28 protein-coding genes are annotated in these 24,746 nt (G+C 63.1%); 19 read left to right on the top strand and 9 right to left on the bottom strand.

The features are described 5' to 3' along the window. Positions 1-116: 116 nt before the first annotated feature. A complete protein-coding gene (locus tag NFR41_RS05525) occupies positions 117-1,100 on the bottom strand; it encodes a helix-turn-helix transcriptional regulator (RefSeq protein WP_251231026.1) in 984 nt (327 codons plus the stop codon). Between the two features lie 256 nt (positions 1,101-1,356). Between NFR41_RS05525 and NFR41_RS05520 the strand changes: the two genes are divergently transcribed. The 5 genes from NFR41_RS05520 (at position 1,357) to NFR41_RS05500 (ending at position 5,035) form a co-directional block, all read left to right on the top strand. Beyond that, the gene (locus NFR41_RS05520) at positions 1,357-1,956 is read left to right on the top strand and encodes a biotin transporter BioY (RefSeq protein WP_251231025.1); all 600 of its coding nucleotides are present in this window, start codon (positions 1,357-1,359) and stop codon (positions 1,954-1,956) included. Continuing rightward, a complete protein-coding gene (locus NFR41_RS05515) occupies positions 1,934-2,707 on the top strand; it encodes an energy-coupling factor ABC transporter ATP-binding protein (protein WP_251231024.1) in 774 nt (257 codons plus the stop codon). The genes NFR41_RS05520 and NFR41_RS05515 overlap by 23 nt, the downstream gene beginning before the upstream one ends. Further along, entirely contained in the window at positions 2,700-3,467 is a 768-nt protein-coding gene (locus tag NFR41_RS05510; protein WP_160214105.1) for an energy-coupling factor transporter transmembrane component T family protein, read from the top strand. Before NFR41_RS05515 ends, NFR41_RS05510 begins: the two co-directional genes overlap by 8 nt. A 157-nt stretch (positions 3,468-3,624) precedes the next feature. Beyond that, positions 3,625-3,963: a hypothetical protein gene (locus tag NFR41_RS05505; protein WP_251231023.1), complete on the top strand. Its 339-nt coding sequence runs from the start codon at positions 3,625-3,627 to the stop codon at positions 3,961-3,963. 112 nt (positions 3,964-4,075) lie between these two features. Continuing rightward, the gene (locus NFR41_RS05500; protein WP_251231022.1) at positions 4,076-5,035 is read left to right on the top strand and encodes a DMT family transporter; all 960 of its coding nucleotides are present in this window, start codon (positions 4,076-4,078) and stop codon (positions 5,033-5,035) included. 238 nt (positions 5,036-5,273) lie between these two features. Here NFR41_RS05500 and NFR41_RS05495 read toward each other — a convergent pair whose 3' ends face one another. Further along, positions 5,274-6,251, bottom strand: coding sequence for a TDT family transporter (locus tag NFR41_RS05495; RefSeq protein ID WP_251231021.1), 978 nt, complete (start codon positions 6,249-6,251; stop codon positions 5,274-5,276). 215 nt (positions 6,252-6,466) lie between these two features. Here NFR41_RS05495 and NFR41_RS05490 point away from each other — a divergent pair, with 215 nt between their 5' ends. The 7 genes from NFR41_RS05490 to NFR41_RS05460 all read left to right on the top strand — a co-directional run bounded on the left by NFR41_RS05490 (position 6,467) and on the right by NFR41_RS05460 (position 12,052). After that, complete coding sequence (locus NFR41_RS05490) at positions 6,467-7,363, top strand: LysR family transcriptional regulator (protein ID WP_160214109.1); 897 nt, start codon at positions 6,467-6,469, stop codon at positions 7,361-7,363. 124 nt (positions 7,364-7,487) lie between these two features. Further along, on the top strand, positions 7,488-8,468 hold the full coding sequence (gene guaA / locus NFR41_RS05485; RefSeq protein ID WP_251231020.1) for a glutamine-hydrolyzing GMP synthase: 981 nt from the start codon (positions 7,488-7,490) through the stop codon (positions 8,466-8,468). Between the two features lie 50 nt (positions 8,469-8,518). Then, positions 8,519-9,118, top strand: a complete 600-nt coding sequence (locus NFR41_RS05480) for a type IV toxin-antitoxin system AbiEi family antitoxin domain-containing protein (protein WP_251231019.1) — start codon at positions 8,519-8,521, stop codon at positions 9,116-9,118. Between the two features lie 325 nt (positions 9,119-9,443). Further along, positions 9,444-10,046, top strand: a complete 603-nt coding sequence (locus NFR41_RS05475) for a class I SAM-dependent methyltransferase (protein WP_160214112.1) — start codon at positions 9,444-9,446, stop codon at positions 10,044-10,046. Continuing rightward, positions 10,043-10,603, top strand: a complete 561-nt coding sequence (locus NFR41_RS05470) for a YdeI/OmpD-associated family protein (RefSeq protein ID WP_251231018.1) — start codon at positions 10,043-10,045, stop codon at positions 10,601-10,603. Before NFR41_RS05475 ends, NFR41_RS05470 begins: the two co-directional genes overlap by 4 nt. Before the next feature lie 68 nt (positions 10,604-10,671). Continuing rightward, positions 10,672-11,676, top strand: a complete 1,005-nt coding sequence (locus tag NFR41_RS05465) for a hypothetical protein (protein ID WP_251231017.1) — start codon at positions 10,672-10,674, stop codon at positions 11,674-11,676. A gap of 1 nt (position 11,677) precedes the next feature. Next, positions 11,678-12,052, top strand: coding sequence for a DUF1648 domain-containing protein (locus NFR41_RS05460; RefSeq protein WP_251231016.1), 375 nt, complete (start codon positions 11,678-11,680; stop codon positions 12,050-12,052). Between the two features lies 1 nt (position 12,053). Here the strand turns inward: NFR41_RS05460 and NFR41_RS05455 are convergent, their stop codons facing one another. Next, a complete protein-coding gene (locus tag NFR41_RS05455) occupies positions 12,054-12,986 on the bottom strand; it encodes a radical SAM protein (protein ID WP_251231015.1) in 933 nt (310 codons plus the stop codon). A gap of 127 nt (positions 12,987-13,113) precedes the next feature. Between NFR41_RS05455 and NFR41_RS05450 the strand changes: the two genes are divergently transcribed. Both NFR41_RS05450 and NFR41_RS05445 read left to right on the top strand, forming a co-directional pair. After that, positions 13,114-13,476 (top strand): winged helix-turn-helix transcriptional regulator, encoded by a 363-nt coding sequence (locus tag NFR41_RS05450; protein WP_251231014.1) that lies wholly within the window; start codon positions 13,114-13,116, stop codon positions 13,474-13,476. A gap of 346 nt (positions 13,477-13,822) precedes the next feature. After that, a complete protein-coding gene (locus NFR41_RS05445; RefSeq protein ID WP_251231013.1) occupies positions 13,823-15,310 on the top strand; it encodes an ATP-binding cassette domain-containing protein in 1,488 nt (495 codons plus the stop codon). Between the two features lie 593 nt (positions 15,311-15,903). Here the strand turns inward: NFR41_RS05445 and NFR41_RS05440 are convergent. After that, positions 15,904-16,317 carry a hypothetical protein gene (locus NFR41_RS05440; RefSeq protein ID WP_251231012.1) on the bottom strand — a complete coding sequence of 138 codons (414 nt, stop codon included), beginning with the start codon at positions 16,315-16,317 and terminating at the stop codon, positions 15,904-15,906. A gap of 406 nt (positions 16,318-16,723) precedes the next feature. Here NFR41_RS05440 and NFR41_RS05435 point away from each other — a divergent pair, with 406 nt between their 5' ends. From NFR41_RS05435 to NFR41_RS05425, 3 genes are all read left to right on the top strand, one after another. Continuing rightward, complete coding sequence (locus tag NFR41_RS05435; RefSeq protein ID WP_160214119.1) at positions 16,724-17,095, top strand: YxeA family protein; 372 nt, start codon at positions 16,724-16,726, stop codon at positions 17,093-17,095. 172 nt (positions 17,096-17,267) lie between these two features. Then, positions 17,268-17,993 (top strand): DUF554 domain-containing protein, encoded by a 726-nt coding sequence (locus NFR41_RS05430; RefSeq protein WP_251231011.1) that lies wholly within the window; start codon positions 17,268-17,270, stop codon positions 17,991-17,993. A 107-nt stretch (positions 17,994-18,100) separates the two neighbouring features. After that, a complete protein-coding gene (locus NFR41_RS05425; RefSeq protein WP_251231010.1) occupies positions 18,101-19,192 on the top strand; it encodes a VanZ family protein in 1,092 nt (363 codons plus the stop codon). A gap of 43 nt (positions 19,193-19,235) precedes the next feature. Here the strand turns inward: NFR41_RS05425 and NFR41_RS05420 are convergent, their stop codons facing one another. From NFR41_RS05420 to NFR41_RS05405, 4 genes are all read right to left on the bottom strand, one after another. Further along, complete coding sequence (locus NFR41_RS05420; RefSeq protein WP_160214121.1) at positions 19,236-19,667, bottom strand: hypothetical protein; 432 nt, start codon at positions 19,665-19,667, stop codon at positions 19,236-19,238. Between the two features lie 13 nt (positions 19,668-19,680). Next, positions 19,681-20,118, bottom strand: coding sequence for a LytTR family DNA-binding domain-containing protein (locus NFR41_RS05415; RefSeq protein WP_251231009.1), 438 nt, complete (start codon positions 20,116-20,118; stop codon positions 19,681-19,683). Positions 20,119-20,253: 135 nt separating this feature from the next. Then, a complete protein-coding gene (locus NFR41_RS05410; RefSeq protein WP_160214123.1) occupies positions 20,254-21,372 on the bottom strand; it encodes a nucleoid-associated protein in 1,119 nt (372 codons plus the stop codon). A 207-nt stretch (positions 21,373-21,579) separates the two neighbouring features. Continuing rightward, on the bottom strand, positions 21,580-22,677 hold the full coding sequence (locus NFR41_RS05405; RefSeq protein WP_251231008.1) for a cation diffusion facilitator family transporter: 1,098 nt from the start codon (positions 22,675-22,677) through the stop codon (positions 21,580-21,582). A gap of 360 nt (positions 22,678-23,037) precedes the next feature. Here NFR41_RS05405 and NFR41_RS05400 point away from each other — a divergent pair, with 360 nt between their 5' ends. Both NFR41_RS05400 and NFR41_RS05395 read left to right on the top strand, forming a co-directional pair. Continuing rightward, complete coding sequence (locus NFR41_RS05400) at positions 23,038-23,664, top strand: helix-turn-helix domain-containing protein (RefSeq protein ID WP_160214125.1); 627 nt, start codon at positions 23,038-23,040, stop codon at positions 23,662-23,664. Between the two features lie 112 nt (positions 23,665-23,776). Beyond that, on the top strand, positions 23,777-24,193 hold the full coding sequence (locus tag NFR41_RS05395; RefSeq protein WP_160214126.1) for a hypothetical protein: 417 nt from the start codon (positions 23,777-23,779) through the stop codon (positions 24,191-24,193). 63 nt (positions 24,194-24,256) lie between these two features. Here the strand turns inward: NFR41_RS05395 and NFR41_RS05390 are convergent, their stop codons facing one another. After that, entirely contained in the window at positions 24,257-24,628 is a 372-nt protein-coding gene (locus tag NFR41_RS05390; protein ID WP_251231007.1) for a hypothetical protein, read from the bottom strand. Positions 24,629-24,746 lie beyond the last annotated feature (118 nt).

The following is a 24,746-nucleotide window of genomic DNA, read 5'->3' as shown; positions in this document are numbered from 1 at the left end:
GTCGCCTTTCCTTTGGGAAGAGTATAGGAAGAGCCGCGGCTTTTCGTTGACCATCAGGCACAACGTCTACCAACCTGGAAAGGCGCCGTCACGAAGCGGTTGACTAGGCCGGCCTTCTACAGCTGGTCGAGCAGACCCTGCAGGTAGTCCTTGTACTCGCGAAGGACGCTTTCCGGGCCCACGATCCGCACCAGGCCCTCCATGCCGGCCACCCAGCCGAAGAACTGGGGGCTCACGCGCACGTGCACGAGCGCCCGCGCATGCCCGTCGTCCAGCGGCGAGAAGGCGGCCGCCTCCCCGAACCGGTCGGTCACAAGCTCAACCTTGTCCGAGCGCACCGCCAGCGTCACCCCGGCCGCCGGGCCTGCGAACTGGCCGAACCGCTCGTAGTCGCCAAGCTGCTCCCAGCTGCGGACCACCTCGCGGTCTACCGCCGCAGCCTCGTCGGCAACCGCCACCTTGCCCATGCGGTCGATACGGTACTGGCGGACCGGCCCCGACGCCTCCTCGACGGCCGCTAGATAGTAGAAGCCTTCGGAGAAGGACACCTGCACCGGCGAGACGACGCGGGCCGCCCCATCGCGCGTGGGGCGCCGCACGCCGTCGGTCCCCCGCCGGTAGTACACAAACGACAGCTTCCGCCCCGTGCGCAGCGCCTCGTGGACGAGATGGATGCTGCCGAAGACGCTCTCCTTGGCCGTGCGCGCCCGCCCGCTCACGTGGATGCTGCGGTCCAGCAGCGCGCGCTGGTGGTCGCTCGCGAACAGCTTCAGGTTGGTGGTCAGAAGTCGCGCCTGGCGCTCGGTGAGCGAGCGGCACGATTGCACGGCGTCCACCAGAAGCATGATGTCGTCGAAGTTGAGCGCGCGTTTCACCAGGGCGTACTCCACCGGGTTGCGCTGGTAGGTGCGAATGTCGGCCCCGGCCTCGCGCAGGGCGTCCAGGTCGCGGTACACGCTCTTGCGCTCGGCCTTGATGCCGTAGCCGTCCAGCCGCTCGATGAGCTGGCGCATGGAAAGCCCGTGCTCGGCGTCGGTCTCCTCCTCCAGGATGCGCTGCAGGTACAGCGTCTTCAGCTTCGCCTTGTTGTTGTAGGCCATGACCCTCCTCGTCCGCATGCGCTCCCAACGTCGAAGGCGCCCGCCGAAACCCCGGCGGACAGCTTCCCCATGGGTACGAATTGTACCCGCGCTCGGCGCTTGGTAAAGACGGCTCAGGGATTGTCAACCTTCAATGATGAATTTGGTTTACATTATCCGGGGACTCCTTTAAGGTTTGCAGCCCGACGCCGCACACAACGCGGCTCGAGCCGTCCGCAGACGCCCCGCAAGCCAGCACGAAGACAAGGAGCGCCCCATGAACGAAACCCCCGCACGCACCTCCGCGCCCACCCACGAGAGCTTGAAGGGCACGGTATACTGCGCCCTGTTCACCGCCCTCATCATCGTGGGCGGCTACATCAGCATACCCATCGGGCCCGTACCCATCGCCTTCGCCGACTTCTTCGTCATGATGGCCGCCCTGTTCCTGGGCCCGAAGCGCGCCCTGGCCTCCGTGGCGCTCTACATCGCCCTGGGCGCCCTGGGGCTTCCGGTGTTCGCCGGCGGAAAAGCAGGGCTGGCGGTGCTAGCGGGCCCCACGGGCGGCTTCCTGGTGGGCTACCTGCTCATGGCCCTGATCGCCGGAGCCATCGCGGTCAAGGCAGGGCGCAGGCCACTGGCCATGCTGCTCGCCCTGGTCGTCGGCAACGCGGCCCTCTACGCCTTCGGGGTGCCCTGGCTGAAGTTCCAGATGGGCATCGACTGGACCGCCGCCCTGGCGGGCGGGCTCACCCCCTTCGTCCCCGGAATCGTGGTGAAGATAGCGCTGGCGACCGCGCTGGCCGCCCCCCTTGTCTCCCGCGTTGCCCCCGCACTCCGGAAGGATGACGCCGATGTGCCGGCTGGAAACGCGTAACCTGCGCCACCGGTTCCCCGACGGCACCGAGGCGCTGCGCGGGGTCACCATTGCCTTCGAGCCCGGCAGCTTCACGGTGCTGGCGGGCGCCAACGGGTCGGGCAAGACGGTGTTCGCCCGGCATCTCAACGGGCTCTACCGTCCCACGGAGGGCGAGGTGCTGCTGGACGGCCGGTCCATCTTCGACGACCTTTCCGCGGCGCGCCAAGCCGTGGGGCTGGTGTTCCAGAACGCCGAGAGCCAGTTCGTCGGCCAGACCGTGGCCCAGGACACGGCCTTCGGGCCCGAGAACCTGAACCTTCCCGCCGCCGAGGTGGCCCGACGGGTCGAGGAGTCGCTGCGCACGGTGGGCCTGTGGGAGCGCCGCGACACGCCGCCCCACTCCCTCTCCGGAGGCCAGCGCCGCCGGGCGGCCATAGCGGGGGTGCTGGCCATGAACCCGCGGGTCGTCCTGTTCGACGAGCCGTTCTCGGGGCTCGACTACAGCGGCGTTCGCCAGGTGCTCGAGCAGCTGGTGCGGATGCGGGAACGCGGCACTACGGTCATCGTCATATCCCATCAGCTGGACAAGCTGCTCGCCCACGCCGACAGGCTCGTCCTGTTCCACCGGGGCGCCGTGGTAGCCGACGGGAGCCCGCAGGACGTCGCACCGTGCCTGGAGCGCTACGACGTGCGCAACCCCCTGTCCGGCGGGCTGCGGCTCGAGCAGCTCAGCTGGCTCTGCTGCGGGGAGGACAGCCGCCATGGCTAGAACGGCGGCCCCCGCCCTCTTCCACTACCTTCCGAGCGACTCCCCGGTGCACGCCATGGATCCGCGCCTCAAGGTGGGATGCCTTGCCTGCCTCGGCGTCGCCGCAGCCCTGGCAAGCACCTGGTGGCAGTTCGCGCTGCTTCTGGCCGCAACGGCAGGGGCCTTCGCCCTTGCCAGCATCCCGTCAGGCGCGCTGCTGGCGCGGTCGGCGCCCTTCGCCGTGCTCGTCGCCGTGGTTTTCGCCACGAAGCTCTTCGTCACGCCGGGCACCCCTCTTCCCGTCGCGGGAGCGCTGGGGGCCACGGTGGAGGGGGCCTTGGACGGCGGTGCCTTCGCGCTGAGGATGCTGCTCGTGCTGGCGCTGTGCACGCTCATGATGGCCACCACCACCCTGCTCTCCCTCAAGCAGGCCATAGAATGGCTGCTGCGCCCGGTGCCCTTCGTCGCCGAAGCCCGCGTGGCCACCGCCGTTGAGCTGACCTTCACCATGCTGCCGCTGCTGTTCGACAGCTACCGCGAGATCGCCGATGCCCAAGCCGCCCGCTGCGCCCAGGTGCGGCGAAACCCGCTGCCCCGCATGCTCGGGCTGCTGCGGACGCTGCTCGAGACCACCCTGCGCCGGGCCGACGACATCGTCTACGCCATGGAGTCGCGCTGCTATTCCGACGTGCGGACAGCTCCGGCGTTCGCTACGGCCGCCTTCGACAAGATAGCGCTTCTAACTGCGGCGACGCTGCTGGCCGCGTGCTGCCTTCCCTAGGGCGCGAAAACGCTAACGGAACGACAACGGGGCCCGAACGACTCGGAAAACAATGGCGGGACGCTCATCGTCGAGCCCGTGGCACGGATATGATTGGTCCAACAGCATGGGTGCGCAAGCGTGTGCCGCCCCTGCAACCCGGACTCAGGAGGACACTATGACTACCGAAACCGATCAGGCGAAGGCCGAGGCCGCCAAGGCCGCAGAGAGCGCAAAAGCCGCAGCCCAGTCCGCAGCCGCTTCCGCCAAGGACGCCGCAGGGGACGCTGCCGAGCAGGTGAAGCAGGCCGCCACCGACGCAGCCGCCAAGGCCAAGGACATGGCCCAGGGCGCCGTCGACGCCGCCAAGAAGTCGCTCGATACCGACGGCGACGGCAAGGTGACCGTCGACGAGGTGGCCGGCAAGGCCAAGGAGGGCCTCGAGCATCTGAAGGAAGGATTCCTCGGCGCCGTGCACGATGTGGCCGAGAAGGTGGAGCGCAAGACCGACAAGTAGGCCCCTCCCACCTGCAGGCAGGTGCGTGAACCGCGGCCCGGCTACCACTGGCAGCCGGGCCGCTTCGCGTCGGTTGACAGGCGACCGAGCGGCTGCCCTATAATACGCGCTTATGAAAACCGGCCGAAACATACCGCCTTTCGTCTACAAGCTCATGCTGCTGGCAGCCACCATCATCTGGGGGTTCGCCTTCGTGGTGATGAAGGATTCCGTGGACGTGCTGGCACCGGCCCAGCTCATCGGCGTGCGCTTCACGCTCACCGCCCTGCTCATGGCCGCAGTGTTCCACAAGCATCTCGAGGGCGCCTTCAACAAGGAGTGCCTGAAGGCCGGCTTCGTGCTGGCGCTTGTCACCTTCCTGGCGTTCTGGGTGCAGACCGTCGGGCTTACCGACACCTCGGCCGGCAAGAACGCCTTCCTCACCGCCACCTACTGCGTCATCGTGCCGTTCATGATGTGGGCGCTCGGGCAGAACCGCCCCACCGCGGCCAACCTGGGCGCCGCCGTGCTGTGCGTCGTCGGCATCGGCTGCGTCTCCCTTTCCGCCGAGACGCTTTCCGTTGGCTTCGGCGACGCCATGACGCTGCTGTGCGCCTTCTTCTTCGCGGCGCAGATCATCGCCATCTCGCGCTATTCGAAGCGCCACGACGTGCTGGCCCTCACCGTCTACCAGTTCCTCTTCGGCGGCCTCATGGGGCTGGCGCTGGGCTTCGCCACCGAACCCGCACCCGCGCTCTCGGCCGTGACCAGCCCCGACTTCCTGCTGAACCTGGCCTACCTGGTGGTGTTCGCCTCGGCTTTGTGCTACGTGCTCCAAAACGTCGGCCTGGCCCACGTGCCCCCGGCCCAGGGATCGCTTCTGCTGTGCCTGGAGTCGGTGTTCGGAGTGGTGGCCTCGGTGCTGCTGCAGGGCGAGCTGCTGACGGCGCGCATGGTGTTCGGCTTCGCGCTCATCTTCTGCGCCGTGGTGCTGAGCGAGCTCGGCCCGCAGATCGCCGCCAAGCTGAGCCGACGCCGCAACCCCGACGCGGCGGCCGCCCTCGACGACGAGGCCGACACCGCTTCGGCCTAGGCCCCTCCCCGCCCCCCCGGAAAGCAATGCGGCCGTTTCTGTTAAGGCCAGGCGCGCAAGCGCCCCCGCGCCACCTGCTTCCGGAAGGCATCGCGGCCGCTTCTGCCGAGACCAGGCGGGGAAACACCCCCACGCTACTTCTCCGCCCCTTAAAAAGAAATGCGGCCGCCCGATGCAGGCGACCGCATGCTGTCACTTCGCTTCGGGAGGGGCTCGGCTGCCGCGCGCCGTTCGCGTGCTACTCGGCGGGAAGCACCTCGATGGCGGGCTCGGCGGCAGGCGCCGGGGCGGGCTTCAGGGCCGAGGCCAGGAAGCGCACGTAATGCCCGAACACGAAGAACACCATGGCGGCGGCGAACAGGGTCTCCGCGCCCGCCAGCACCCGCAGCGCCTCGACCAAGGGAAGCGCCACCCCGGCCGCGGCCATGGCGTCCAGTACCATTCCCAAGGCCGTCGCGGTGATGACGAAGGGGAAGGTCATGGCGGCGAAGCTGGGGTAGAACCCGCCCGCGACGAACTTGGGCAGCTGGGTGAGCACCACGGCGAACAGCACCTGGGCCAGCACCGCCAACACCGTCAGGAACACCAGGTTGGGGTCGGCCGTGACCGACAGGTAGCCGGCGATGGACAGGCTCATGGGCGCCGCGTAGATGCAGAACAGCGGACGCGCCGGCTCGGGGATGCTGTGCTTGACGTAGCGCAGCGTGATCACGGCGAAGAGCACTGCGTAGCAGGCGAACCCGAACCAGAACAGCACGCGGCCCAAATCCTGCATGCCGAAGACCGGCGAGGTGACCGACGCCACGATGATGCCCACGTAGCAGATGAAGTAAGTTGGGAACACCTCGGCCAGCTTGAACCGCCCGATGAAGCGAACGCTGAACCAGGTCATGAGCGCAAGATGGCCCACCACAGCGGCGCACCACAGCGCGAAGGCCGGAACCTGCGCGGCAGGGGCCAGGTAGCCGGCCAGCTGCATGAGAGCCATGAAGAAGGTGGCCGACACGCTCGCGAAGATGGAGTTCTCCATGTCCTTGCGAATCAACGACGGGTACAGCACCAGCTTGGCCGCAAGCAGCCCCACCAGGCTCAAGGACAGGGCGCCGCACAGGATGCGCACCACCTCGCCGTAGGGCGCCAGCAGGTTGCCCAGCGCCGCAAGCCCCAACGCCACGCCGGCTGCGGGAATCGGAAGCTTCTTGATGATCGAGTCCATGGGATTCCTCTCGTCTCTCGTCTCAGATTGCGGCTGCCCGCAACGTCCCTCTCGCTGCTTCGACCGCGGGACGCCGGAGTGGTCGCAGCGTCCCGCAGGAGCAACGGGTCGAAAGTATGCCGCAAGGTTGGCGAAGTGTGAACTTATCATTTCTTGGAAATGCATAAGCATGTGTTATGGTTATCCGACTCGTGTTATGGTAAGGAGGACCGCCCGTGCTCGACTTCCGCGTGAAGACGTTTCTGACCGTATGCCGCACGCTGAACTACACGCGCGCGGCCGAGGAGCTGTCGCTGACCCAGCCCGCCGTCACCCAGCAGATCGCCAACCTCGAGCGCAGCTACGGCGTCAAGCTGTTCAGCTACCGCCATCGCAAGCTCTCGCTCACGGCTGCGGGACGCATCGCCTACCAGGGGCTTTCCGCCATCGCCCACGACGAGGAGCTGCTGCGCCACAAGATGAGCGCCTCCACTAGCGGCTCGGCCATCCCGCTGCGCATCGGCATGACGCTCACCGCCGGCGAGTACCTGGTTGCCGCGCCGCTGGGACGCTACCTGCGCGAGCATCCGGAAATCTCCGTCACCGTGCGCTCGGGGGGCACCCGGGCCGTGCTGGACATGCTCGACGCCAACGAGATCGACTGCGCCTTCACCGAAGGCTTCTTCGACAAATCGTCATATCTGTGGCAGAACCTCTGCACCGAGCGCTTCGTGGCCGTCTGCGCCGGCAACCACCGCTTCGCCCGGGAGCCAAGACGGCTGGAAGACCTGCTGGGCGAGACGCTCATCCTGCGCGAGGCGGGAAGCGGCAGCCGGGAGGTGCTCGTCCACGCCCTGGCCGCGCGCAACCTCTCCACCGACGCCTTCGCCGGCACCTGCACCGTGGAGAGCCTGGACATCATCAAGATATTCGTCGCCGAGGACCTGGGCATCTCCTTCGTCTACGAGGCGGCCGTGGAGCAGGAGTGCATCGACGGCTCGCTGCGCGTCGTCGAGCTGCCCGACACCCCCATGAGTCACGACGTGTGCTTCGTGCGCTTGAAGGGGTCGCTTCACGAGAAGGAGATGAACGAGCTGTTCCGTGCCGTGAGCAGGCAGCGACTAAGCGCCTAAGTGCCCGGGGGCCCGCCCTGCCCTGCCACCGCCCGCCTGCGGCGATGCCGTGGACTTCGCGAACGGCCACTCCCCTTTCGCTATAATCGCCGAAGCAGAGCAAACCCGCATCCGAGGAGGCCCCATGGATCCCAACGTCCGTCCCGACGACATGCAGCGCATCAACACCCCCGAGCTGGCAACCGCGTTCATCGAAGAGCAGGTTGCGGCCATCCGCGAGCAGGTCGGCGACGGCAAGGTGCTGCTGGCGCTTTCCGGCGGCGTGGACTCCAGCGTGGTGGCGGCCCTGCTCATCAAGGCCATCGGCAAGAACCTGGTATGCGTGCACGTGAACCACGGACTCATGCGCAAGGGCGAGTCCGAGCAAGTCATCGACGTGTTCGAAAACCAGATGGACGCGAACCTGATCTACGTGGACGCCACCGACCGCTTCCTGAACCTGCTGGCCGGCGTAGACGAGCCCGAAGCCAAGCGCAAGATCATCGGCGGCGAGTTCATCCGCGTGTTCGAGGAAGAGGCCCGCAAGGTAGGCGACGAGGTGGACTTCCTGGCCCAGGGCACCATCTACCCCGACATCCTGGAGTCCAAGGACGGCGTGAAGGCGCACCACAATGTGGGAGGCCTGCCCGACGACCTGCAGTTTAAGCTAGTCGAGCCCGTGAAGCTGCTGTACAAGGACGAGGTCCGCGAGGTAGGTCGCGCTCTCGGGCTGCCCGAGTCCATGGTCGAGCGCCAGCCCTTCCCCGGCCCGGGCCTGGGGGTGCGCTGCCTGGGAGCCATCACGGCCGACCGCCTGGAGGCGCTGCGCGAGGCCGACGCCATCGTGCGCGAGGAGATGGAGGCGGCGGGCGTGGGGGCTTGGCAGTACTTCGCCGTGGTTCCCGACATGCGCGCCACGGGCGTGCGCGACGGCGTGCGCGCCTACGAGTGGCCGGCCATCATCCGCGCCATCAACACCGTGGACGTCATGACCGCCGAGGTGCCCGAGCTGGACTGGGCGCTGCTCAGGCGCATGACCGACCGCATCACCCACGAGGTCCCCGGCATCTGCCGCGTCGCCTACGACCTCACCCCCAAGCCCGTGGGTACCGTGGAGTGGGAATAGGGTGCAATCACGCTGAATTACTTGTAAAAAAAAAACAGCGTGATTGTAAAATGATTACCAGATGCGACAAGACACTCGACGCCATCCTCGAAAGCAACGCGGGGATCATCACTTCGGCGGAGGCGCAGGAGGCGGGAGCTACGCGCCCTGCGTTCTCAGACTATGTCCGCAGGCGCGGTCTTGAGCGGACGTCGCGTGGGGTCTACGTCGACCCCGATGTCTTCCCAGACGAGATGGCGCTCCTCCAGAAGCGCTTCCCGAAGGCCGTTTTCTCGCACGATTCGGCTCTCTATCTCCATGACCTGACCGACCGGGAGCCGATGCCGATCTCTGGCACCGTGGATTCCAACTACAACGCTGGCCCTTTGAGGGACCAGAGCGTGCGCATCTACTACGTGAAGCCGGAGTGGTACGAGCTCGGGCTCACGGAGGTGGAGACGCCGGGCGGGATCAAGGTGCGGGCGTACGACAAGGAGCGCACCATCTGCGACCTCGTTCGCAAGAGAGCGACCGTCGACTCTGCGGTGTTCAGGCAGGCCATACGCGACTACACACGTTCCAAGGACAAGGACCTCGCTCGCCTGTCGTCCTGCGCTCGCGCGATGAACATGGAGTCCCGCGTATTCGAGGTTATGGAGGTGGCGCTGTGATAACCGGCGCAAGAAGGATCAAGGACCTCATCCGAAACCGTGCCGAGGGCGATAGCGCCAAGTCGCAGATGCGGTGCCGCTCGACCGGAGCGACGAGGTGATCGGCCTGCTTGAGAGAAGCGAGATGATGGAGGGCCGCTGGAGCCGGTATCAGGCGACAAGCCCCTTCGCCGAATCCGTCAGTTGGCAAGACGCGCTTGCGTCTCTTCGCATTATGGTCAATGCGGTCAAGGACGCCAAAACCGCCGACTAGCCGTTTTCACGATGAAATGCCAGCTCAGAGCAACCGGAATAATTTGTCTCGGTGAAACGAGGAAAGAATAGGATGCCCATTAACGAGCACATTGCCAAGCAGTTCGCCAACCCCCGTGGGATAGGCGGGCGCATCGTGATGGCCGTCATGAACCGTCAGAACGCGCGGATGTACGAAGCGACAGAGAGGCTCCTTCATCCTCGAAACGACGACACCGTACTTGACATAGGCTGTGGCAACGGAATCATGTTGGAGCGGATCGCCCATGCGTGTGATTGCCGCTTGATAGGAACCGACATCTCGGAAGATGCGCTTGAGATCGCGAAGCGTCGGCTTGTGGGAACGAACGTGGAGCTCCTTCGCTGTCCGGCTGACGATATGCCACTCGAAGACGCGACAGTCGACAAGGCTCTAACCATCAACACGATTTACTTCTGGGAGGAGCTGGCGTCTGGCTTCGAGGAGGCTGCTCGCGTGCTCAAACCTGAAGGCATCTTCATCGGCACCCATTACACGAACCAAGCCCTTGAATCCTACCCTCACACCCAGTTCGGCTATAAGATGCGCACAGAACAAGAGGTTGTTTCGGCGGCAGAGAACGCGGGCTTTACAGTTCAAATCAAGCCCATTATGGATGGAAGGGCGTATTGCCTTGTAGGCAGGAGGCAAGCATGAGCGGGGAATTGCGATTCGCCGACAGGGGCGAATTCAGAAAATGGCTGCAAGGCAATGCATCTTCCGACGATGGTGTCTGGCTCGTCTTCGGCAAACCCGGAGGCCCCAAGACGCTCAAGGCGTCCGAAGCGCTTGAGGAGGCGCTGTGCTTCGGCTGGATCGACGGGCAGATGCAGAAAATCGACGATATCTCCTATCGCAAGTACTTCTCGCAACGGAGACCCAACAGCAAGTGGTCCGAGAAGAACAAGAAGCTCGTAGCCGAGCTTGAGAAGCGCGGGCTCATGACAGAGCATGGGCGCGCGAAGATCGAGGAGGCGAAGGCCAACGGACAGTGGGATGCCCCGAAGGCTCCCGGCATCACCGAAGAGGATATCGAGCGCATAGCGCAGATACTCGAACCCTATGAGACGGCGCACGCGAACTTCCTCGGCATGTCGCCTTCTGTGATGAAGACCTACACGAGGGCCTACCTTGATGCCAAGACCGACGCCGGTCGCGAGAAGCGCCTTGCGTGGATGGTGGAGAGGCTGAACCAGAACCTGAAGCCGATGTAATCGGCAAAGAAATACCGGTTCAAAAACACTGGGACAATTTGTCTCAGTGAAGCAAGGGGGGAGAAGAGATGGATGCTGTAAGAGGACAGCGATTGAGCTTGATCGGCTTCTGCACGCTGGGTCTCGCTTTCTACACCTATGGCGTAGTCTCCGCTCCATACATACCAAGTCACATCGAGAGCATCGCTTTGCCGCTCGACTTCATGGTCGGGATACCTCTCGGCTTCTATCTTTTCGTCATAAGGCCGCGAAGGCTCACGCTGCTCTCAGTCATACCCGTCATCTGGGTCGGGTACGGGTTGAGCGTCTTCGCGCTCGGGTCTACCGATGCTGGTGTGCTGCCGTATCTGCTCGCTGCGTTGGTGCCTTTCGAGATTGCCATCGCGGTCAAGGAGTGTCTGAAGGTGGGTAATGCCTACAAGTCGGCGAGAAAAGCCAGCGCAGACCCCATGGTCTGGTTCAAAGAGACGATGCTCTATCTCGTGAGGAAGGATGCACCCGCGAGCATGGCGGCAGCCGAGCTCAGCGTCTGGTACTACGCATTGCTCTCGTGGCGAAAGAAGCCCTACGTGCTGCCAAGAGAGAAGTCTTTCAGCTACCACAACGCCGGTGGCTATATGAGCATGATGCTCGGCCTCGCGCTCGCGTTCCCGGTGGAGATTGTCGGCGTTCATATCCTCGTATCACAGTGGAGCGTCGTCGCTGCGTCTATCGTGACGGTGCTTTCGATCTACGCGGCAATCTGGCTCATAGGCGATGCGCGGGCGCGCGTGATGCGTCCTGCCGCAATAGGCACTGGTTGCGTTCGTCTGGAATGCGGCATCCAGATGGAAGCAGTGATTCCGCTTTCCGATATCGAGAAGGTGTGCCTTTCTGAAAGCGACACCGGCGTTCTTGATAAAGCGGACAAGCTCAACTACGGGACCTTCTATCAGGCGAACGCCTGGGTCGTGGCCAAACGGCCCTTCGAGGTTCGCACGATGCTCGGCAAGAAGCGCGTTCGGGCCGTTGGCCTGAGTCTCGACGATCCGCAAATGTTCGTCCAGGCAATGCAGGAAAGCGTTAATCCGTGAGATGAAGAAGAAAACGATACTTTCTATTCTCTTCTGGATCGCGGTTATCGCTGCTCCAGCTCTTGCGTGTCTTTTCGTTGTCGCGCAATTTCCGCCAGATGTAGAAGTGCCGTTGCATTGGAATGCCTCGGGGCAAATCGATAGGTGGGGCTCTTCGATAACCATGCTTCCTGCCAGTTTGATTATGTGCGGAGCGAACGCGCTGATGGGACTGATGTATTGCTTCAGCGACAAGCTGTACAACATGGGGCTCGTTCATGGCGTGAGTCGAAAAGCAGTTCGTCCGTTTCTGTGCGGCACAGCAGTGGTGCTGGCAGCCGCCATGGTAATAATCCTCGTTTGCTGGGCGGCTAACGCACAAGCCGCTCTTTCCTGAATCACAAATGCCTCAGATTCGATCTGTAGCTCCGCAGTCTCTCTTCGCCGATGTCGTTGATGATGGAATCGAGCGCAGAGGTTATCTGCTCTTTGCGTTCGGGTAGCCTCCCTCTCAGCATCACGGGGTTCGATGCGCCCAACATTGCGAACTCGGTCTCGATGGTGAGGTTCGCAACGAGCTCCTTCACCTCTTCGTACTTCTCGACCTCCATTTCCTCCTGCCAGCTCCCAGCGACGATCTCTTCATAGAGTTCCGAGCTTGGGTAGATGGTGAGCATATTCACCCCCACAAGCCAAGGGTTGGTCTGGTTCACAACGGCGGCGGTCCTTCGAGCCCCCTCGATGCCCCGTCCTTTCCCTGATATGCCAGCCAGATAGAAGAACGCATAGCTGATCCCAGCCGCATCAAGGCGTGCGCACTGCTCGACGATGTCCTTCGCCTCGTACCCTTTGTTCATGAACGCGAGCGCGTCATCATCGCCGGTCTCAATTCCGAGGGTAAGGCCGTCATATCCAGCAGCAGCAAGCTCGCGCAGCTCTGCATCGGACTTGCACGTCACGTCGGTCACGCGCGAGAAACACCCAATGCTTTCGCATTCTGGGAAGTATTCGTGGACAAGGTCGGCGATCTCAAGCAGATGCTTCGCTTTGAGTCCAAAGGGGTTTGCCCCAGACAGAAACACGCGATTGTAGCTCGCTTTGTCGATCTCGAACAGCCGCTCTTCCGCCTTGCGGAGCGGGTCGTGATACCACGCCTGCGCCTCTAGCAAGTCGGCCTCGATGTGCTCCATTGGGGCTGGCTTGAACTTGAAGGGCAGATCCTCGTAAAGCGTGCAGAACTTGCACTTGTGGTGGGTGCATCCCGCCGTCGCCTCGACTATGAGAGAGCCCGTCTCGTAAGGCGGCCTCCAGATCGTTCCGGTGTAGTGCATGTCTGTCCTCCTTGCATTCGTGGCTTTTGCACAAGGATGACCAAGTAGCGTTTGAATTGCTAGTACTGATCTTATATGGTTGTAGTACGCAAAATTGCACTAATGGAATCATGCGGGGTGTTTGCAGATGGCCGATAACAAGTTCACTGACGAGAGGGCGATGGCTCGCTGCGAGTCCATGAGCCGGATGCAAGCCGTGCTCGGCGGGAAGTGGAAGATACTCATCCTCTGGTATGTCGCCACTTATAAAGTGCAGCGCTTCGGCGAGCTCATGCGAAGGATAGACGGCATATCCCAATCCACCCTTACCAAGCAGTTGCGCGAGCTGGAGGCTGACGGGTTGATCCATCGTGAGATATATCGAGAGATTCCCCCGAGGGTCGAATACACCCTCACCGATCTCGGCCAGAGCTTCGTGCCCATCCTCGCTGACATGATGCTCTGGAGCCAGCAGTGGCTCTGCGACAAGCGAGATACCCGCGAATGTTAGCATTTAAAGTATAACGGCAGCTCAGGCCTAACTGGGGCAATTTGCCTCAGTTAGGCCTGAGCTGCCGTTTGAGTCTTGATGTGCATACTTTGCAGCTTCGAACGATCCCCAAAATACTCGAATGCTATAATCCTTAGCATCAGTCAATCAGCGGAGCCTTTGGCAAGCGACGCTTCGAGTTAGGTCGGGTTTGATGAGGAACTAGCGATGCCCGTAAGGGTGCCCATACGACCATTCCATACGACGGTCGCGCTTCGGGGTGCCGCATCGCTTCAGTGTCTTCTCGTTCCGAATCCATACATCGCGTGCCTGGCCCCTGCGCGACCTCCTCTCGAAGGAGCTCGCCATGCAACTGAATCTCACTCGCATCAACTATACCTACCCCGGGGCGGTATCGCCCACCATCGATGGCGTCAGCGCCACGTTCCCGTCGGGATGGACGGGCATCATCGGTGACAACGGATGCGGGAAGAGCACGCTCGCGCATATTGCCGCCCGCATCGTTGTGCCGGATTCCGGAACGGTGAACCCAACCCTGTTCTCGTCGTATTGTCAGCAGGACTCAACCCAGGAGCCGGAGAACCTCTTCGGTCTCGCATCGGATTGGGGTAAAGAGGCGCAACGGGCAAGAACGCTACTTCGCATCGAGGACGACTGGTTCTGGCGCTATGACACGCTCTCGGGCGGTCAGCAGAAGCGGATTCAGATTGCATGCGCTCTCTATGCGCGTCCCGACGTCCTCGTCATGGACGAGCCGACGAACGACCTCGATGGCGCTACGCGTGACATCGTAAAGGAGGCGCTGGCCTCGTTCGACGGCATCGGCATCCTCATTTCGCACGACAGAGATCTGCTGGACGGTCTCGTGGGCCAGAGCCTGATGTGCGAGGGCACGCGTTGGACTATGCGACCCGGTGGGTACTCAAAGGCGTGCGATCAGGCAGCGAGTGAACGTGCCTCTGCGATCAAGGAACGCGAAAAGGCTGCTCATGAAGCGAAGCGCCTGAAGGCGGAAGCCCAGCGTCGGAGCGAAGAGGCGGCGCGTCAGAAGGGAAAGCGCAGCAAGCACGGTTTGAGCAAAGGGGACAGCGACGCTCGCGAGAGAATCGGACGCGCCATAGTTTCTGGAAAGGATGGCGTTGCGGGGAAGCTCTCGTCCAATATGAGCGCACGACTCGCTAAGGCCGAGGACGAGCTTTCGAGAAGGGCCGTCGCAAAGCGATACGATCATCGCATCGGCGAGTTCGGAGACGTCGCTCGTTCAAGCTACGTGGCGCACCTGGAGGCGGCGCGACTATCTGCTGGCGAGTTCTCGATCGACGTGCCGGAGATTTGGATCGCGCCAACGGAGCACGTGGTGCTGACCGGCGCGAACGGAACAGGAAAGAGCCTCGTCGTGAAGAGCGTCGTTGAGTCTGCTCCCGAAACCGTGAAGACAGCGTTCATTCCCCAGAGTGTCGGGCCCGAGGAACGAGAGCGGGCCTTGAAGCATCTCCGAGATCAGGATCAGGGGATGAAAGGGCGCATCCTCTCCATTGTAGCGAGGTTGAACTCCGATCCCGACAAGCTGCTCGATGGTGATGACCTGAGCCCAGGCGAGCTCCGCAAGCTCATGCTCGCCGAGCAGCTTGTCATGAACCCTCATTTTCTTGTGCTCGACGAACCGACGAATCATCTCGATTTGGGCTCCATCGAAGCGTTGCAAGAGTCGCTAATCGACTTTCCTGGCGCGTTGCTATTGGTAACGCACGATAGGCTGCTGTCGGAGGCAGTCACGCAGATTGCATGGGAGACGATTCAGGGCGAGAGACTGGCTAGATTGCAGATCATCTAAGTCTTGGGGCTTGAAGAAGAGCCTTCTTGTCATGGCGGAAATGACGCTTTTGCTCACAATCGTTGATTTACTCCGCGTGGATCGTTCCGAGAGGCTTGCAGGTGATGACGTGCCGGATTTGACGGACGGCTACGCATGCTTCGGCGCCATCTCGAGCAGAACCACTCCCCCGACGTGTGTCAGGGGGACGGGGATGATGGCATAATTCCGACGCGTGGCATGTCGGGGGGCAGCGCATAGGCTATATGTACTACTACGATGCTCAAGGTAAGCGTCGCCAGGTGTCGAAGACCGCAATGGCGAAGAAGAAGCGCGATGCCGTGAAGGAGCTTCGCGGCTGGGGGGCTCAGACGAAGCGTGGCGCGGCAACGCGTCCGATGGGCCACGGAAAGACCCAACAGTCAAAGAAGTAGTGACCTCGTTTCTCGAAGAGCAGTTAAGCAGGGGGTTCCTTGAGAAATCCACCCACTACACCCAAATCACCAGCGCTAAGCGGAGCATCTTCCCCTACATAGGGACTACGTATTCACGGGCGTTGACAACCTTGTCATAGTTTTCTCTCCGGCCACAGTCTCCCTTTTCTGGAATAACACCTATGCTCGATTCATGAATCCCAGCGCCAGTACCTCCATATCGCTTTCAATCGCATGGCTATCGCTTAAGTCGTATATATTGTTGACATCGTTAATACTGAGCACTGCCAAGCGGTTTCCGTTCACCAAGAGGCATGCTTCCTGGGGCGTTCCGTCGGGGTTTACAACATAATAAACATCCCAACGCGACCCATTTATTGTGACGAAGGGCGTTAGCTCAGATTTCTTCCATGTCCACGTTGTCACTTCATTATCAATTGCGATAAGAGTGCCGTCTTCGCTGACTTGCATTTTTTCTGCGCCGTCCTCACGCTCCCAATTCCCCACTATTGGCTCTTGCGAACATCCCGCCATACAAAACGCTAGCGCAACTATTGCCGCAAGTATTCCAGCTTTGAGCAGCTTTGATTTCATCTTGCTTCCTTTCAATGCGGTGATCACCTCGCTCGATTATCCCAAATGTTTTGCGAAATCCATTGCGCAACATTTGGAGCAACCTCTGAGCTAGCACAGGGCGCAGCACAGGGGACGGTTCTCTGTGTTCTTCCTGGCGCTCTAGAAATAACCTTTCGAGATGTCCGCCGCCTCCCAAGGCTGCTGAGCCGCCGTCGTCCCATGTCAGCGGGACGGGGATGATGGCATGGTCTTCTGCAAATCGCAAGTCCGCTTGTCGTTCTCGGCGCCCTAACGGCTACTCCCTGAAAGACATATCGCCCTACCTTTCAAGACCGTTAGCAAGCGGTAAGGCAAATCGATGGCTGCCGCAGCGTCCGAGCGGCATCATCGTCTCATAGCCAAAAGCAACCGAGAGGAACACCCCATGAGCAAAAGGAAAGCGATAACGATTGCGGCAATTGCCGTCATTGGATTGACGGCGGCTCTTCTTTTCGCCGCTTCGACGGCGAATCTACTCTTGGCCGGAGACTACTATGTCAAGATTGATAATGCTCATGTTTCCAAGAACGAACCGGACGGCGGAGTCATCAATTTTGGATCAAGCGAGCCGTACCTGTACAAACTTGAGGCGATCAACGCGAAGGGCGATAGAGCTGAGATAGAGTTCGGCACCTATAGAGAGTTGCGGCAAAATGCCTTCCTGAGGCTGGATCTTCAGCCGATTCGCGGGGTTGTCGGATGGTCGGAGGTTCCGGAAGACGCGCTTCCGGCCAAGGTCGCAGCAACCCTCAGCTAGACAATATGCCATCATCCCCGTCCCCCTGACATGCGTCTGCCATCATCCCCGTCCCCCTGACATGCCCTGACTTGCGTCCGTTTTTTGCTGCGGCACTCCGCGAAGCCGCCGGTTCTCTTCTATAATTGCGAAATCACCAAGAAAACGGCTCATGTAGAGAAGGGATCATTCGGTGCCAGGCATAGGAACCCTTATCAACGTCGTCGCAATCGTCGCGGCCGGGCTTCTGGGCATGGTCGGCGGACGGCTCGTGGGCGAGCGCATGCAAGACGGGCTCGAGAAGGCCTGCGGCGTCTGCGTGATGTTCATCGGCATCGCGGGCGCCCTCTCGGGGATGCTAACCGTAACCGACGGGTCGCTTGCCTCGGGCATGTCGCTGTTCATCGTCATCAGCATCGTCGTCGGCACCTTCATCGGCGAGGCCGTGGACATCGACGGACTGGTGAGGCGATTCGGCGAATGGCTGAAACGTAAGACGGGAAACGAAGGCGACCGCTCCTTCGTCCAGGCGTTCGTCGCGGCGTCGGTCACGGTATGCATCGGTGCCATGGCCGTCGTCGGGTCGGTCGAGGACGGCCTGACGGGCGATTACTCCATCCTCGCGACGAAAGCGGTCCTCGACTTCGTAATCATCTTGGCCATGACCTGTTCGCTCGGCAAGGGATGCGCGTTCTCCGCCATCCCCGTCGGGCTGTTCCAGGGGTCCATCACGGCGCTGTCCGTGTTCATCAGCCCGCTTGTGACCGATCAGGCGCTCGCGTCGCTGTCGCTGGTCGGCGGCATCCTCATCTTCTGCGTCGGCGTGAACCTGGTATGGGGGCAGAAGATTCGCGTGGCGAACATGCTGCCGGCGATCCTGGTCGCGCCGCTCCTCACGTTCCTGCCTATCGCCTGGTAAGGCCGCCGCAGATTGGCAGCAGCTAGCGAGCGGCTTTCAGCTGCGCGATTGCCTCGCAGAGTGCCAAAGGGCCACACCAGATGGCACCTTGTGGTATCCTGTGACCTATGCAGGCTTTGATCGACGGATACATCGGCTCTTTCAGCGGCAGCTTCAGCGCGGCCGTGCTGGTGTGGCCGCTGTTCTCGCTGCTGTGCTGCCTGCCCGTCCTGGTTATCCTCTACCGTCGCGACGGATGGCTGCCGCTTTCCACCATCTTCGCCGTCTACGCGAGCGTGCTCTACGCCGCCGGGCTTGTCTGCTTCACGCTGTACCCGCTCCCCACCGGCGATTCGGGCCCGGGCATCACCTACGGCATCCCGCCGATCCTCGACCCGCTGAACTTCATCGGCGATATCCAACGCGACGGAGCCTACGCCATCTCCCAGCTGCTGCTCAACGTGGTGCTGTTTGTGCCGCTGGGGTTCATCGCTAAAACGTTGCTGCGGCTTGGGTTCCCCGCATCGCTTGCGCTTTCCGCCGCCGTCACGCTTCTTATCGAGACAGCGCAGCTCACAGGCCTTTTCGGCATTTACCCCTTCGCCTACCGAACTTTCGAGGTGGACGACCTCATCTGCAACACGCTGGGCGGCGTCGTCGGCTGGGGACTGGGGCAGCTGGCCGTAAGGCTTGTGGGCCGCGAGGACACCGAGCTGCCGCCCGTCACCCGCAATCCCGGTTTCGCAAGGCGGTTCGTGGCGCTGCTGACGGACTTCGTGATCATCGACGTCTGCTCAGTGGCTCCGCGCATCGTCATCGCCACGGGCATGAAGGTGGCGCTGGGGGACGGGTTCGCCCCCGACGACCCCCTCCTCCACCAGCTCAACTTCGCCATATCCACCGTCTGCTTCGTCATCGCCTTCGCCGTCGTGGAGGTTGTCGTTCCCTGGAGGCACGACGGATGCACCCCGGCCGGCATGTTCTACCGGATGTCCTGCGAATCGACGGCGCGAGCGGGCAGCTGCCGCGCCACCTTCTACGTCGCCCGCGCCGCGGTTCTCTTCGCGCTGATGGCCTTCCTGCGTTACACCGCGCTGCCGCTTGCCCTCTTCTACCTGGTCGCCCGCAAGATGCCCTACGACCTCGTCCCAGCAACGGAAGCCGAGCCAGACCCCGCCCCCGAACCGACGGACCTCGGGTCCGAGCAGGAGCCGGCATAAAAGACGTGACCCTTTGTCACCCTTGCCGCCCCTTGCCTGACCTCTAGCGGCCCATGCGCTCGTGGTACTTGCGCAGCGCTGCGTCGAAGCTGCCCACCGTGGCTTTGAAGTACACCTGGTAGATAACGCAGATCACCCCAAGGATCGCCAGGAAGATGGCGGCGAAGCTCGCCCAGGCCCAGACGTTGTCCATCGGGAACCACCCGCCCAACCACGCGCACAGGCAAAGCACCGCAAACGCCGTCAGCCCGAACCCAAGGATGCGCGCCGGATAGGCCAGCCTGCGGATAATCCCGTCGGTGAACCACAGACCCCGCAGAGCCGAAAGCGCCACCGAGGCCGCAAGCAGCGTCAGCGTCATCACCAGCCCGTATTGGGGCCCGACAAAGGCCATGGCCGCAACGCAGCCAGCAACCATGCAGATGGTGAACATCACGCAAGCGGAGAGAGCGATCTTCTTAACGAACCCGTTCATGCCGGTTCCTTTCCTAGAATCCGATGCGCGTCTTGACGGAAGGCGCGAACTGCCTGGAGACCACAAGCCGCTCGCCGTTGGAAAGCAGCAGCTCCAGCCGTGCGTTGAGGTACGGGCGAATTCCCCGCACATGGGCCAGGTTCACAAGCACCTGGCGCGAGGCGCGCACGAACTCCGTACCCGCCAAGCCCTCTTCGAGCTGCGCCAGCGAAAGCCCCGTTTCGCCCACGTCGCGCTCAAGGTAGAGAAAGGTTCGCCCGTCCACCGTCTCTGCGTAGAGCACATGACCGACATCGACCATGCGCATGTACCCGTCAACCGTGCAGGCAAGGCGCATGCCGTCCATCTCGACCGCCTCGACGATGCGCCTCACGCGGCGGTCCACCTGCGGGCACGCGATGGTCACCTCGATGTCGTCCAGGGCGGGATCTTCCCTAACGCTCAGCCTCATAGGCCACGCTCCTTTCTTGCGACCAGTATGGAAGGAGCGCGCCGCAGGCACAAGGGCATAGGAGACAAGTTGCAATTCGAAGGCTCCGGCCTGCACAGGCACGCGCCCCGACGCCCACTCTCCCGCGCGAAAGCCCTAGCGGTTCTCGATGGCGCCGATGTTCTTGAGGGCTATCTCTATGCGGCCGTCGGGGGTGCTGAAGAACTCGATGAAGTCGGAGTTGTCGCCGTACTCGGCCGGGAACGTCACCTCGATGCCGGTGTCGGTGCGGATCTTGTGGTTGCGGGTCACCTTGCGAGCCACCTCGCGCTCCACGGACACCTGCTCGGGCATTGCCTTCTCCTCGATGGCCCGCTCGAAGCTCTCGCGCACCTGGGGGCGATCGGCGAACACGCGCTCGCCCAGCTCCCGCACGTCCAGCTCCTCGTCGTCGGAAGCGCTCTCGGCCACGTAGGCCTTCGCCTTCGAAAGGGCCACGGCACTGTTCGCACCGAACTGCTCGGCCACCTCCTCGACCACGCTGGTCACCGCCTGGATGACCTCCTTGCTCGACGCCTGGGACGTGCACTGCAGCAGCCCGTCGGGCAGAAGGAGCCGCTTCTCCCCCGCTATCTCGCGCACCTTGTCCACGAACCAGACGCTCATGGCGTCAAGCTCAACCAGCGCAAACGACGCCACCTTCTGGGAAGGGTTCGGCAGGATGGCGTGATGGCGGGCGACGGTGGTGGCCACGTCGCCGAAATCGTTCGAGCCCACCTCGTGCATGTAGGCCGGATGGCTCTCCAGCAAGATGACGGCAAAGTACCGAGGACCGACGCCCTCGCTCGCGCGGGCGGCCGCCTCGCGCACATCCGACGCCCCGCCGTCTGCGGCATCCTGCGGCTCAACCTCTTCCGGCTCGTCCTCCCACGGCAGCGCCTCGCAGACCGCGTCGCCCGTGAAGTCGACGACCAGCACGTCGGTGGACGGGGTCTTCTCCATGGACCCCAGCTCGCGGGCTAGAAACTGCGCGATGTCGGTGGACAGCCCCACGAAGTCGCGCTCACCCCGCAGGTAGGCCCGAAGCTGCGCCTCGAAGCTGCTCCCCTCCTCGAAGGTTCCCCGACGCCGGTCCATGTTCGACAGCGTCCGCTTCGCTTGGGACGTCACGTAGCGCTTGGCGGTCTTGTTCGCCAGGGAAAGCGGCGTCTGCGCGAACACGTTGGCGCAGGACTCGAAGTCCAGCACGTGAAGGATGGCGTTGTTGATGTTCATGGGGCCCTTCCGACGAAAACGCGGCTGCCCAAAAAGGCGCAACCGCGAACGTACGCTGCAGCCATTATAGGGCAACCGACGGCAAACACAGGCCCTCGCCCGAAAGCCACAGGAGCACGACAGCCCATGCCATCATCCCCGTCCCCTTGGCATGTCCGGCATGCCGCATGCCAAGGGCGCATGTCAAGGGGACGGGGATGATGGCATCTACCGCTCGTAGTCGCGCTCCAGCTGCACGTTGAAGTCGAAGCCCGGATACGCCTTGGCCATGGCGCCCACCACCCGGTTGCGAACAGCCTGCTCGTCGGTCTTGAAATCGACCACCAGGTCGAAGTAGCAGCGCTTCTCCTGCTCGTCGACGTAGAACCCATGGGCCGACAGGATGGAGGGGTCCTCGGCCACCGTCTTGCGCAGCAGGGCGCGCATGGGCTCGAAGGCGTCGGTGGTGTTCTTCGCGTAGATGGCCACCGCCGCCAGGATGCCGAACTTCTCCTTCAGACCCTCGGCTATGGCGCGCGTGATGCCGTGGATCTGCCGCGCGGTCAGATTGTCGGGCACCTCCACGGTAAGCAGCCCCAACGTCTCGCGGGGGCCGAAGTCGTCGAGCACCACGTCGTGGACGCCGAGCACAGGGGGAAAGCTGCGGGCGAAGTCCCCTATCTGGTCCACCAGCTTGCTGCTCTCTGGCAAGCCGATGATAGGGCCGAGCGCGTCGCGCAGCACGTCCACGCCGGCCTTGCACACCACCAGCGATATGACCACGCCCACGATGCCGTCGATGTTGACGTCCCAAACGTTCTGCACGACGGCCACCACCAGCGTGCCCGCCGAAAGCACCGCGTCGTAGTTCGAATCGATGCCCGAGGCGATGAGCGCCTCGCTGTTCGTCCTCTCGCCGTAGCGCTTGAAGCAGATGCCCAGGGCGATCTTGCCGATAATGGCCACCACGACGACCGCGATGGTGACGGCGGAGTAGCTGGGCTCGCCCGGGTCGACGATCTTCACGACCGATTCGCGCAGGGACACAAGGCCCGCCACCAGGATGACGACCGCGATCACCACCGAGGTCAGGTACTCGATGCGCCCGTAGCCGAAGGGATGCTTGCGGTCAGGCTGGCGCAGCGAGAGCTTCGTGCCCACGATGGTGACGATGGACGACAGCGCGTCGGTGGCGTTGTTGACGCCGTCGAGCACGATGGCGATGGAATGGGATGCGAAGCCCACCACCAGCTTGAAGGCCACCAGCACCATGTTGCCGGCGATGCCGATGAGGCTGCCCTTGACGATCTGCCGCTCCCTGTCCATGCTCCCACCTCCCGACGAATCACCCGGGCGCGCCGATGCGCCGCCCTGCCGCCTTCAGCTCGATTATAGCCACGAGGGCGCCGCCGTAGGTTCAAGGTTCGTTTCCCTTCCGTTGCGCTTCGGCAACCAAGCCTCCGCAGCGCCGCCCGGCACAGGCCCACCGAACCGCCAGAAACGGCCGCGCTTCCCGCCCCCCGCAACAGACGCCGAGCGGAATGCCAGATCAACGCCGTGTCAAAACCTTTCGGCAGCGACTTTTCTGCCACCGCGACCACCGCCGGCCCCAAGCGATGGTAGGATTGCGCCGAAAGAGCGGCCCGGATCGCCCGGCCGCAGCACGAGACGAGCACCGGAGGACCGATGGAGGTTTCCAAGCAGATACGGCTGAAGCGGACGGCGAAGCAGCTCTCGCAAGACCAGCTGGCCGAGGCGATCTACGCATCTCGGCAAACCATCTCGAACTGGGAGACGGGCAAGACCTACCCCGACGTGCAGAGCCTCATCCTGCTGAGCGAGGCGCTGGACACCACGGTGGAAGAGCTCGTGCAGGGAGACATGGCCGAAATGCGAGCCTCCGCCCTCGCCGACTCCCGGGCTATGAACATCTACGCCTGGGTCATGGCGGGAGGCGTCGCGCTGGGAGCGCTGTTCGCCTTAGGCCTATCCCTTGCATGGCAGGAGCCCTCGGGCATCGGCCGCATGAGCATGGGCAACATCGCCGCCGTGGCCGTCTTCGTGCCGCTCTACGCCGCAAGCCTGGGGGCCGCCTGCGCCGTCGAGCGCATAAAGCGCCGCAACAACGTGGTCACCTACCGCGAGATCAGCGAGTTCATGGAAGGCAGGACCGGCTCGCAGATCGAGCGCCGCTCCACCGACTTCTCGCGCAAGCATCCTTGGGCCGACATGGCCCTCAAAGCCACCGTGTCGGCAGGCATCGCGCTCGCGTTCTTCCTGGTAGCCGATGCGGTCGTGCAGCATCTCGGTTAACGGCCGCCGCATGGCGCATTCCCACCGCTAGGAAACGAACCGGCAGCCCCGCGCCGAAAGGGCTATGATGACCTTGCTCACGAAGCGCCCGCCGTGAACCGGGAGAGACGCCATGACCGACCTTCGCCCCCGCACCCGAAACAGCGTCCTCGGCCTCTTGGCCGCGCTCGTCCTATGCCTGGGCATCGGATTCGGCACCGCCGGCATCCCCCAGGCGGACAGCCCCGACCAAGGCGGCACCAGCGCGAGCATAGGCGGCGAGAATCAGCCGCAGCTTGCCTTCCGCAGCGCCTCGAAGCTACAGGACCACTTCGAGAAGCACGGCGCCGAGGTGGGATGTTCCACCGCCGAGGAGTACCTGGCAGCCGCGAACGACCTGGTGGCGAACGAGCAGGCCCTCAGCAAGACCCAGGCAGACGGCGACACCGCCTACTTCCTGGAGCGCACCGGGGAGTTCGCCGTGGTGTCCCCCGACGGACACCTGCGCACCTACTACCTCGCCGACCGCGACTACTTCGACCGCCAGTAAGGCCGCCGGGAAGACAACGCCCGCCGGACGAGAACCGGTGCGCTCCCGCAAACCACTTTCCTGCTAGGGCAGGCTCTTCTCCGCTTCGGGGTTCTCGCTGGCGCCCATGTCCTCGGGGATGGTCTCCTCGTCGAACTGCACCTGGGCCTGGCGCTCGGCGGCCGACGGCGTCATCCAGTCGCCCAGAGCCATCATCCCGAAGATGAGCGCCGCCACGGCCACGGCGGCCAGCAACAGCCAGATGAGCCCGGGATGCTTGCTCGTGCTGCCCTCAGGGCCGCCGCTGTCTACCTCGAACTCCTGCATGGCGGGGAATTCCGGATCGCTTGCCGACGACTCCAGCACGTCGGGCTGCTCGGCGGCCAGAGGGTCGCGCTCGGCGAAGGACTCGTGCGCCCTGCGCTCCCTGCGCGACTCCTGCTTGCTTTGGGCCATGGCTGCACCCTCCTTTCTCCTGCGGGCCGCAAGGGATTGGGCCCGCTTCCTCGACTGCGCCCATCATAGACCCGCACCGTCCGCCGGCACCGTATCGTCAGCCAAGCGCAACCTTGGC

This window comes from Adlercreutzia aquisgranensis, assembly GCF_943193145.1.
GTDB classification, from domain to species: Bacteria; Actinomycetota; Coriobacteriia; order Coriobacteriales; family Eggerthellaceae; genus Xiamenia; species Xiamenia aquisgranensis.
Note: the sequence above shows the minus strand (reverse complement) of the source record. Positions and strands in the feature narration are given on the sequence as shown.

What these genes read in the sequence shown, in the direction of transcription:
- NFR41_RS05525 (WP_251231026.1), bottom strand. Translation starts at nt 1,100, where the DNA reads ATGGCCTACAACAACAAGGCGAAGCTGAAGACGCTGTACCTGCAGCGC.
- NFR41_RS05520 (WP_251231025.1), top strand. Translation starts at nt 1,357, where the DNA reads ATGAACGAAACCCCCGCACGCACCTCCGCGCCCACCCACGAGAGCTTG.
- NFR41_RS05515 (WP_251231024.1), top strand. Translation starts at nt 1,934, where the DNA reads ATGTGCCGGCTGGAAACGCGTAACCTGCGCCACCGGTTCCCCGACGGC.
- NFR41_RS05510 (WP_160214105.1), top strand. Translation starts at nt 2,700, where the DNA reads ATGGCTAGAACGGCGGCCCCCGCCCTCTTCCACTACCTTCCGAGCGAC.
- NFR41_RS05505 (WP_251231023.1), top strand. Translation starts at nt 3,625, where the DNA reads ATGACTACCGAAACCGATCAGGCGAAGGCCGAGGCCGCCAAGGCCGCA.
- NFR41_RS05500 (WP_251231022.1), top strand. Translation starts at nt 4,076, where the DNA reads ATGAAAACCGGCCGAAACATACCGCCTTTCGTCTACAAGCTCATGCTG.
- NFR41_RS05495 (WP_251231021.1), bottom strand. Translation starts at nt 6,251, where the DNA reads ATGGACTCGATCATCAAGAAGCTTCCGATTCCCGCAGCCGGCGTGGCG.
- guaA (WP_251231020.1), top strand. Translation starts at nt 7,488, where the DNA reads ATGGATCCCAACGTCCGTCCCGACGACATGCAGCGCATCAACACCCCC.
- NFR41_RS05480 (WP_251231019.1), top strand. Translation starts at nt 8,519, where the DNA reads ATGATTACCAGATGCGACAAGACACTCGACGCCATCCTCGAAAGCAAC.
- NFR41_RS05475 (WP_160214112.1), top strand. Translation starts at nt 9,444, where the DNA reads ATGCCCATTAACGAGCACATTGCCAAGCAGTTCGCCAACCCCCGTGGG.
- NFR41_RS05470 (WP_251231018.1), top strand. Translation starts at nt 10,043, where the DNA reads ATGAGCGGGGAATTGCGATTCGCCGACAGGGGCGAATTCAGAAAATGG.
- NFR41_RS05465 (WP_251231017.1), top strand. Translation starts at nt 10,672, where the DNA reads ATGGATGCTGTAAGAGGACAGCGATTGAGCTTGATCGGCTTCTGCACG.
- NFR41_RS05460 (WP_251231016.1), top strand. Translation starts at nt 11,678, where the DNA reads ATGAAGAAGAAAACGATACTTTCTATTCTCTTCTGGATCGCGGTTATC.
- NFR41_RS05455 (WP_251231015.1), bottom strand. Translation starts at nt 12,986, where the DNA reads ATGCACTACACCGGAACGATCTGGAGGCCGCCTTACGAGACGGGCTCT.
- NFR41_RS05450 (WP_251231014.1), top strand. Translation starts at nt 13,114, where the DNA reads ATGGCCGATAACAAGTTCACTGACGAGAGGGCGATGGCTCGCTGCGAG.
- NFR41_RS05445 (WP_251231013.1), top strand. Translation starts at nt 13,823, where the DNA reads ATGCAACTGAATCTCACTCGCATCAACTATACCTACCCCGGGGCGGTA.
- NFR41_RS05440 (WP_251231012.1), bottom strand. Translation starts at nt 16,317, where the DNA reads ATGAAATCAAAGCTGCTCAAAGCTGGAATACTTGCGGCAATAGTTGCG.
- NFR41_RS05435 (WP_160214119.1), top strand. Translation starts at nt 16,724, where the DNA reads ATGAGCAAAAGGAAAGCGATAACGATTGCGGCAATTGCCGTCATTGGA.
- NFR41_RS05425 (WP_251231010.1), top strand. Translation starts at nt 18,101, where the DNA reads ATGCAGGCTTTGATCGACGGATACATCGGCTCTTTCAGCGGCAGCTTC.
- NFR41_RS05420 (WP_160214121.1), bottom strand. Translation starts at nt 19,667, where the DNA reads ATGAACGGGTTCGTTAAGAAGATCGCTCTCTCCGCTTGCGTGATGTTC.
- NFR41_RS05415 (WP_251231009.1), bottom strand. Translation starts at nt 20,118, where the DNA reads ATGAGGCTGAGCGTTAGGGAAGATCCCGCCCTGGACGACATCGAGGTG.
- NFR41_RS05410 (WP_160214123.1), bottom strand. Translation starts at nt 21,372, where the DNA reads ATGAACATCAACAACGCCATCCTTCACGTGCTGGACTTCGAGTCCTGC.
- NFR41_RS05405 (WP_251231008.1), bottom strand. Translation starts at nt 22,677, where the DNA reads ATGGACAGGGAGCGGCAGATCGTCAAGGGCAGCCTCATCGGCATCGCC.
- NFR41_RS05400 (WP_160214125.1), top strand. Translation starts at nt 23,038, where the DNA reads ATGGAGGTTTCCAAGCAGATACGGCTGAAGCGGACGGCGAAGCAGCTC.
- NFR41_RS05395 (WP_160214126.1), top strand. Translation starts at nt 23,777, where the DNA reads ATGACCGACCTTCGCCCCCGCACCCGAAACAGCGTCCTCGGCCTCTTG.
- NFR41_RS05390 (WP_251231007.1), bottom strand. Translation starts at nt 24,628, where the DNA reads ATGGCCCAAAGCAAGCAGGAGTCGCGCAGGGAGCGCAGGGCGCACGAG.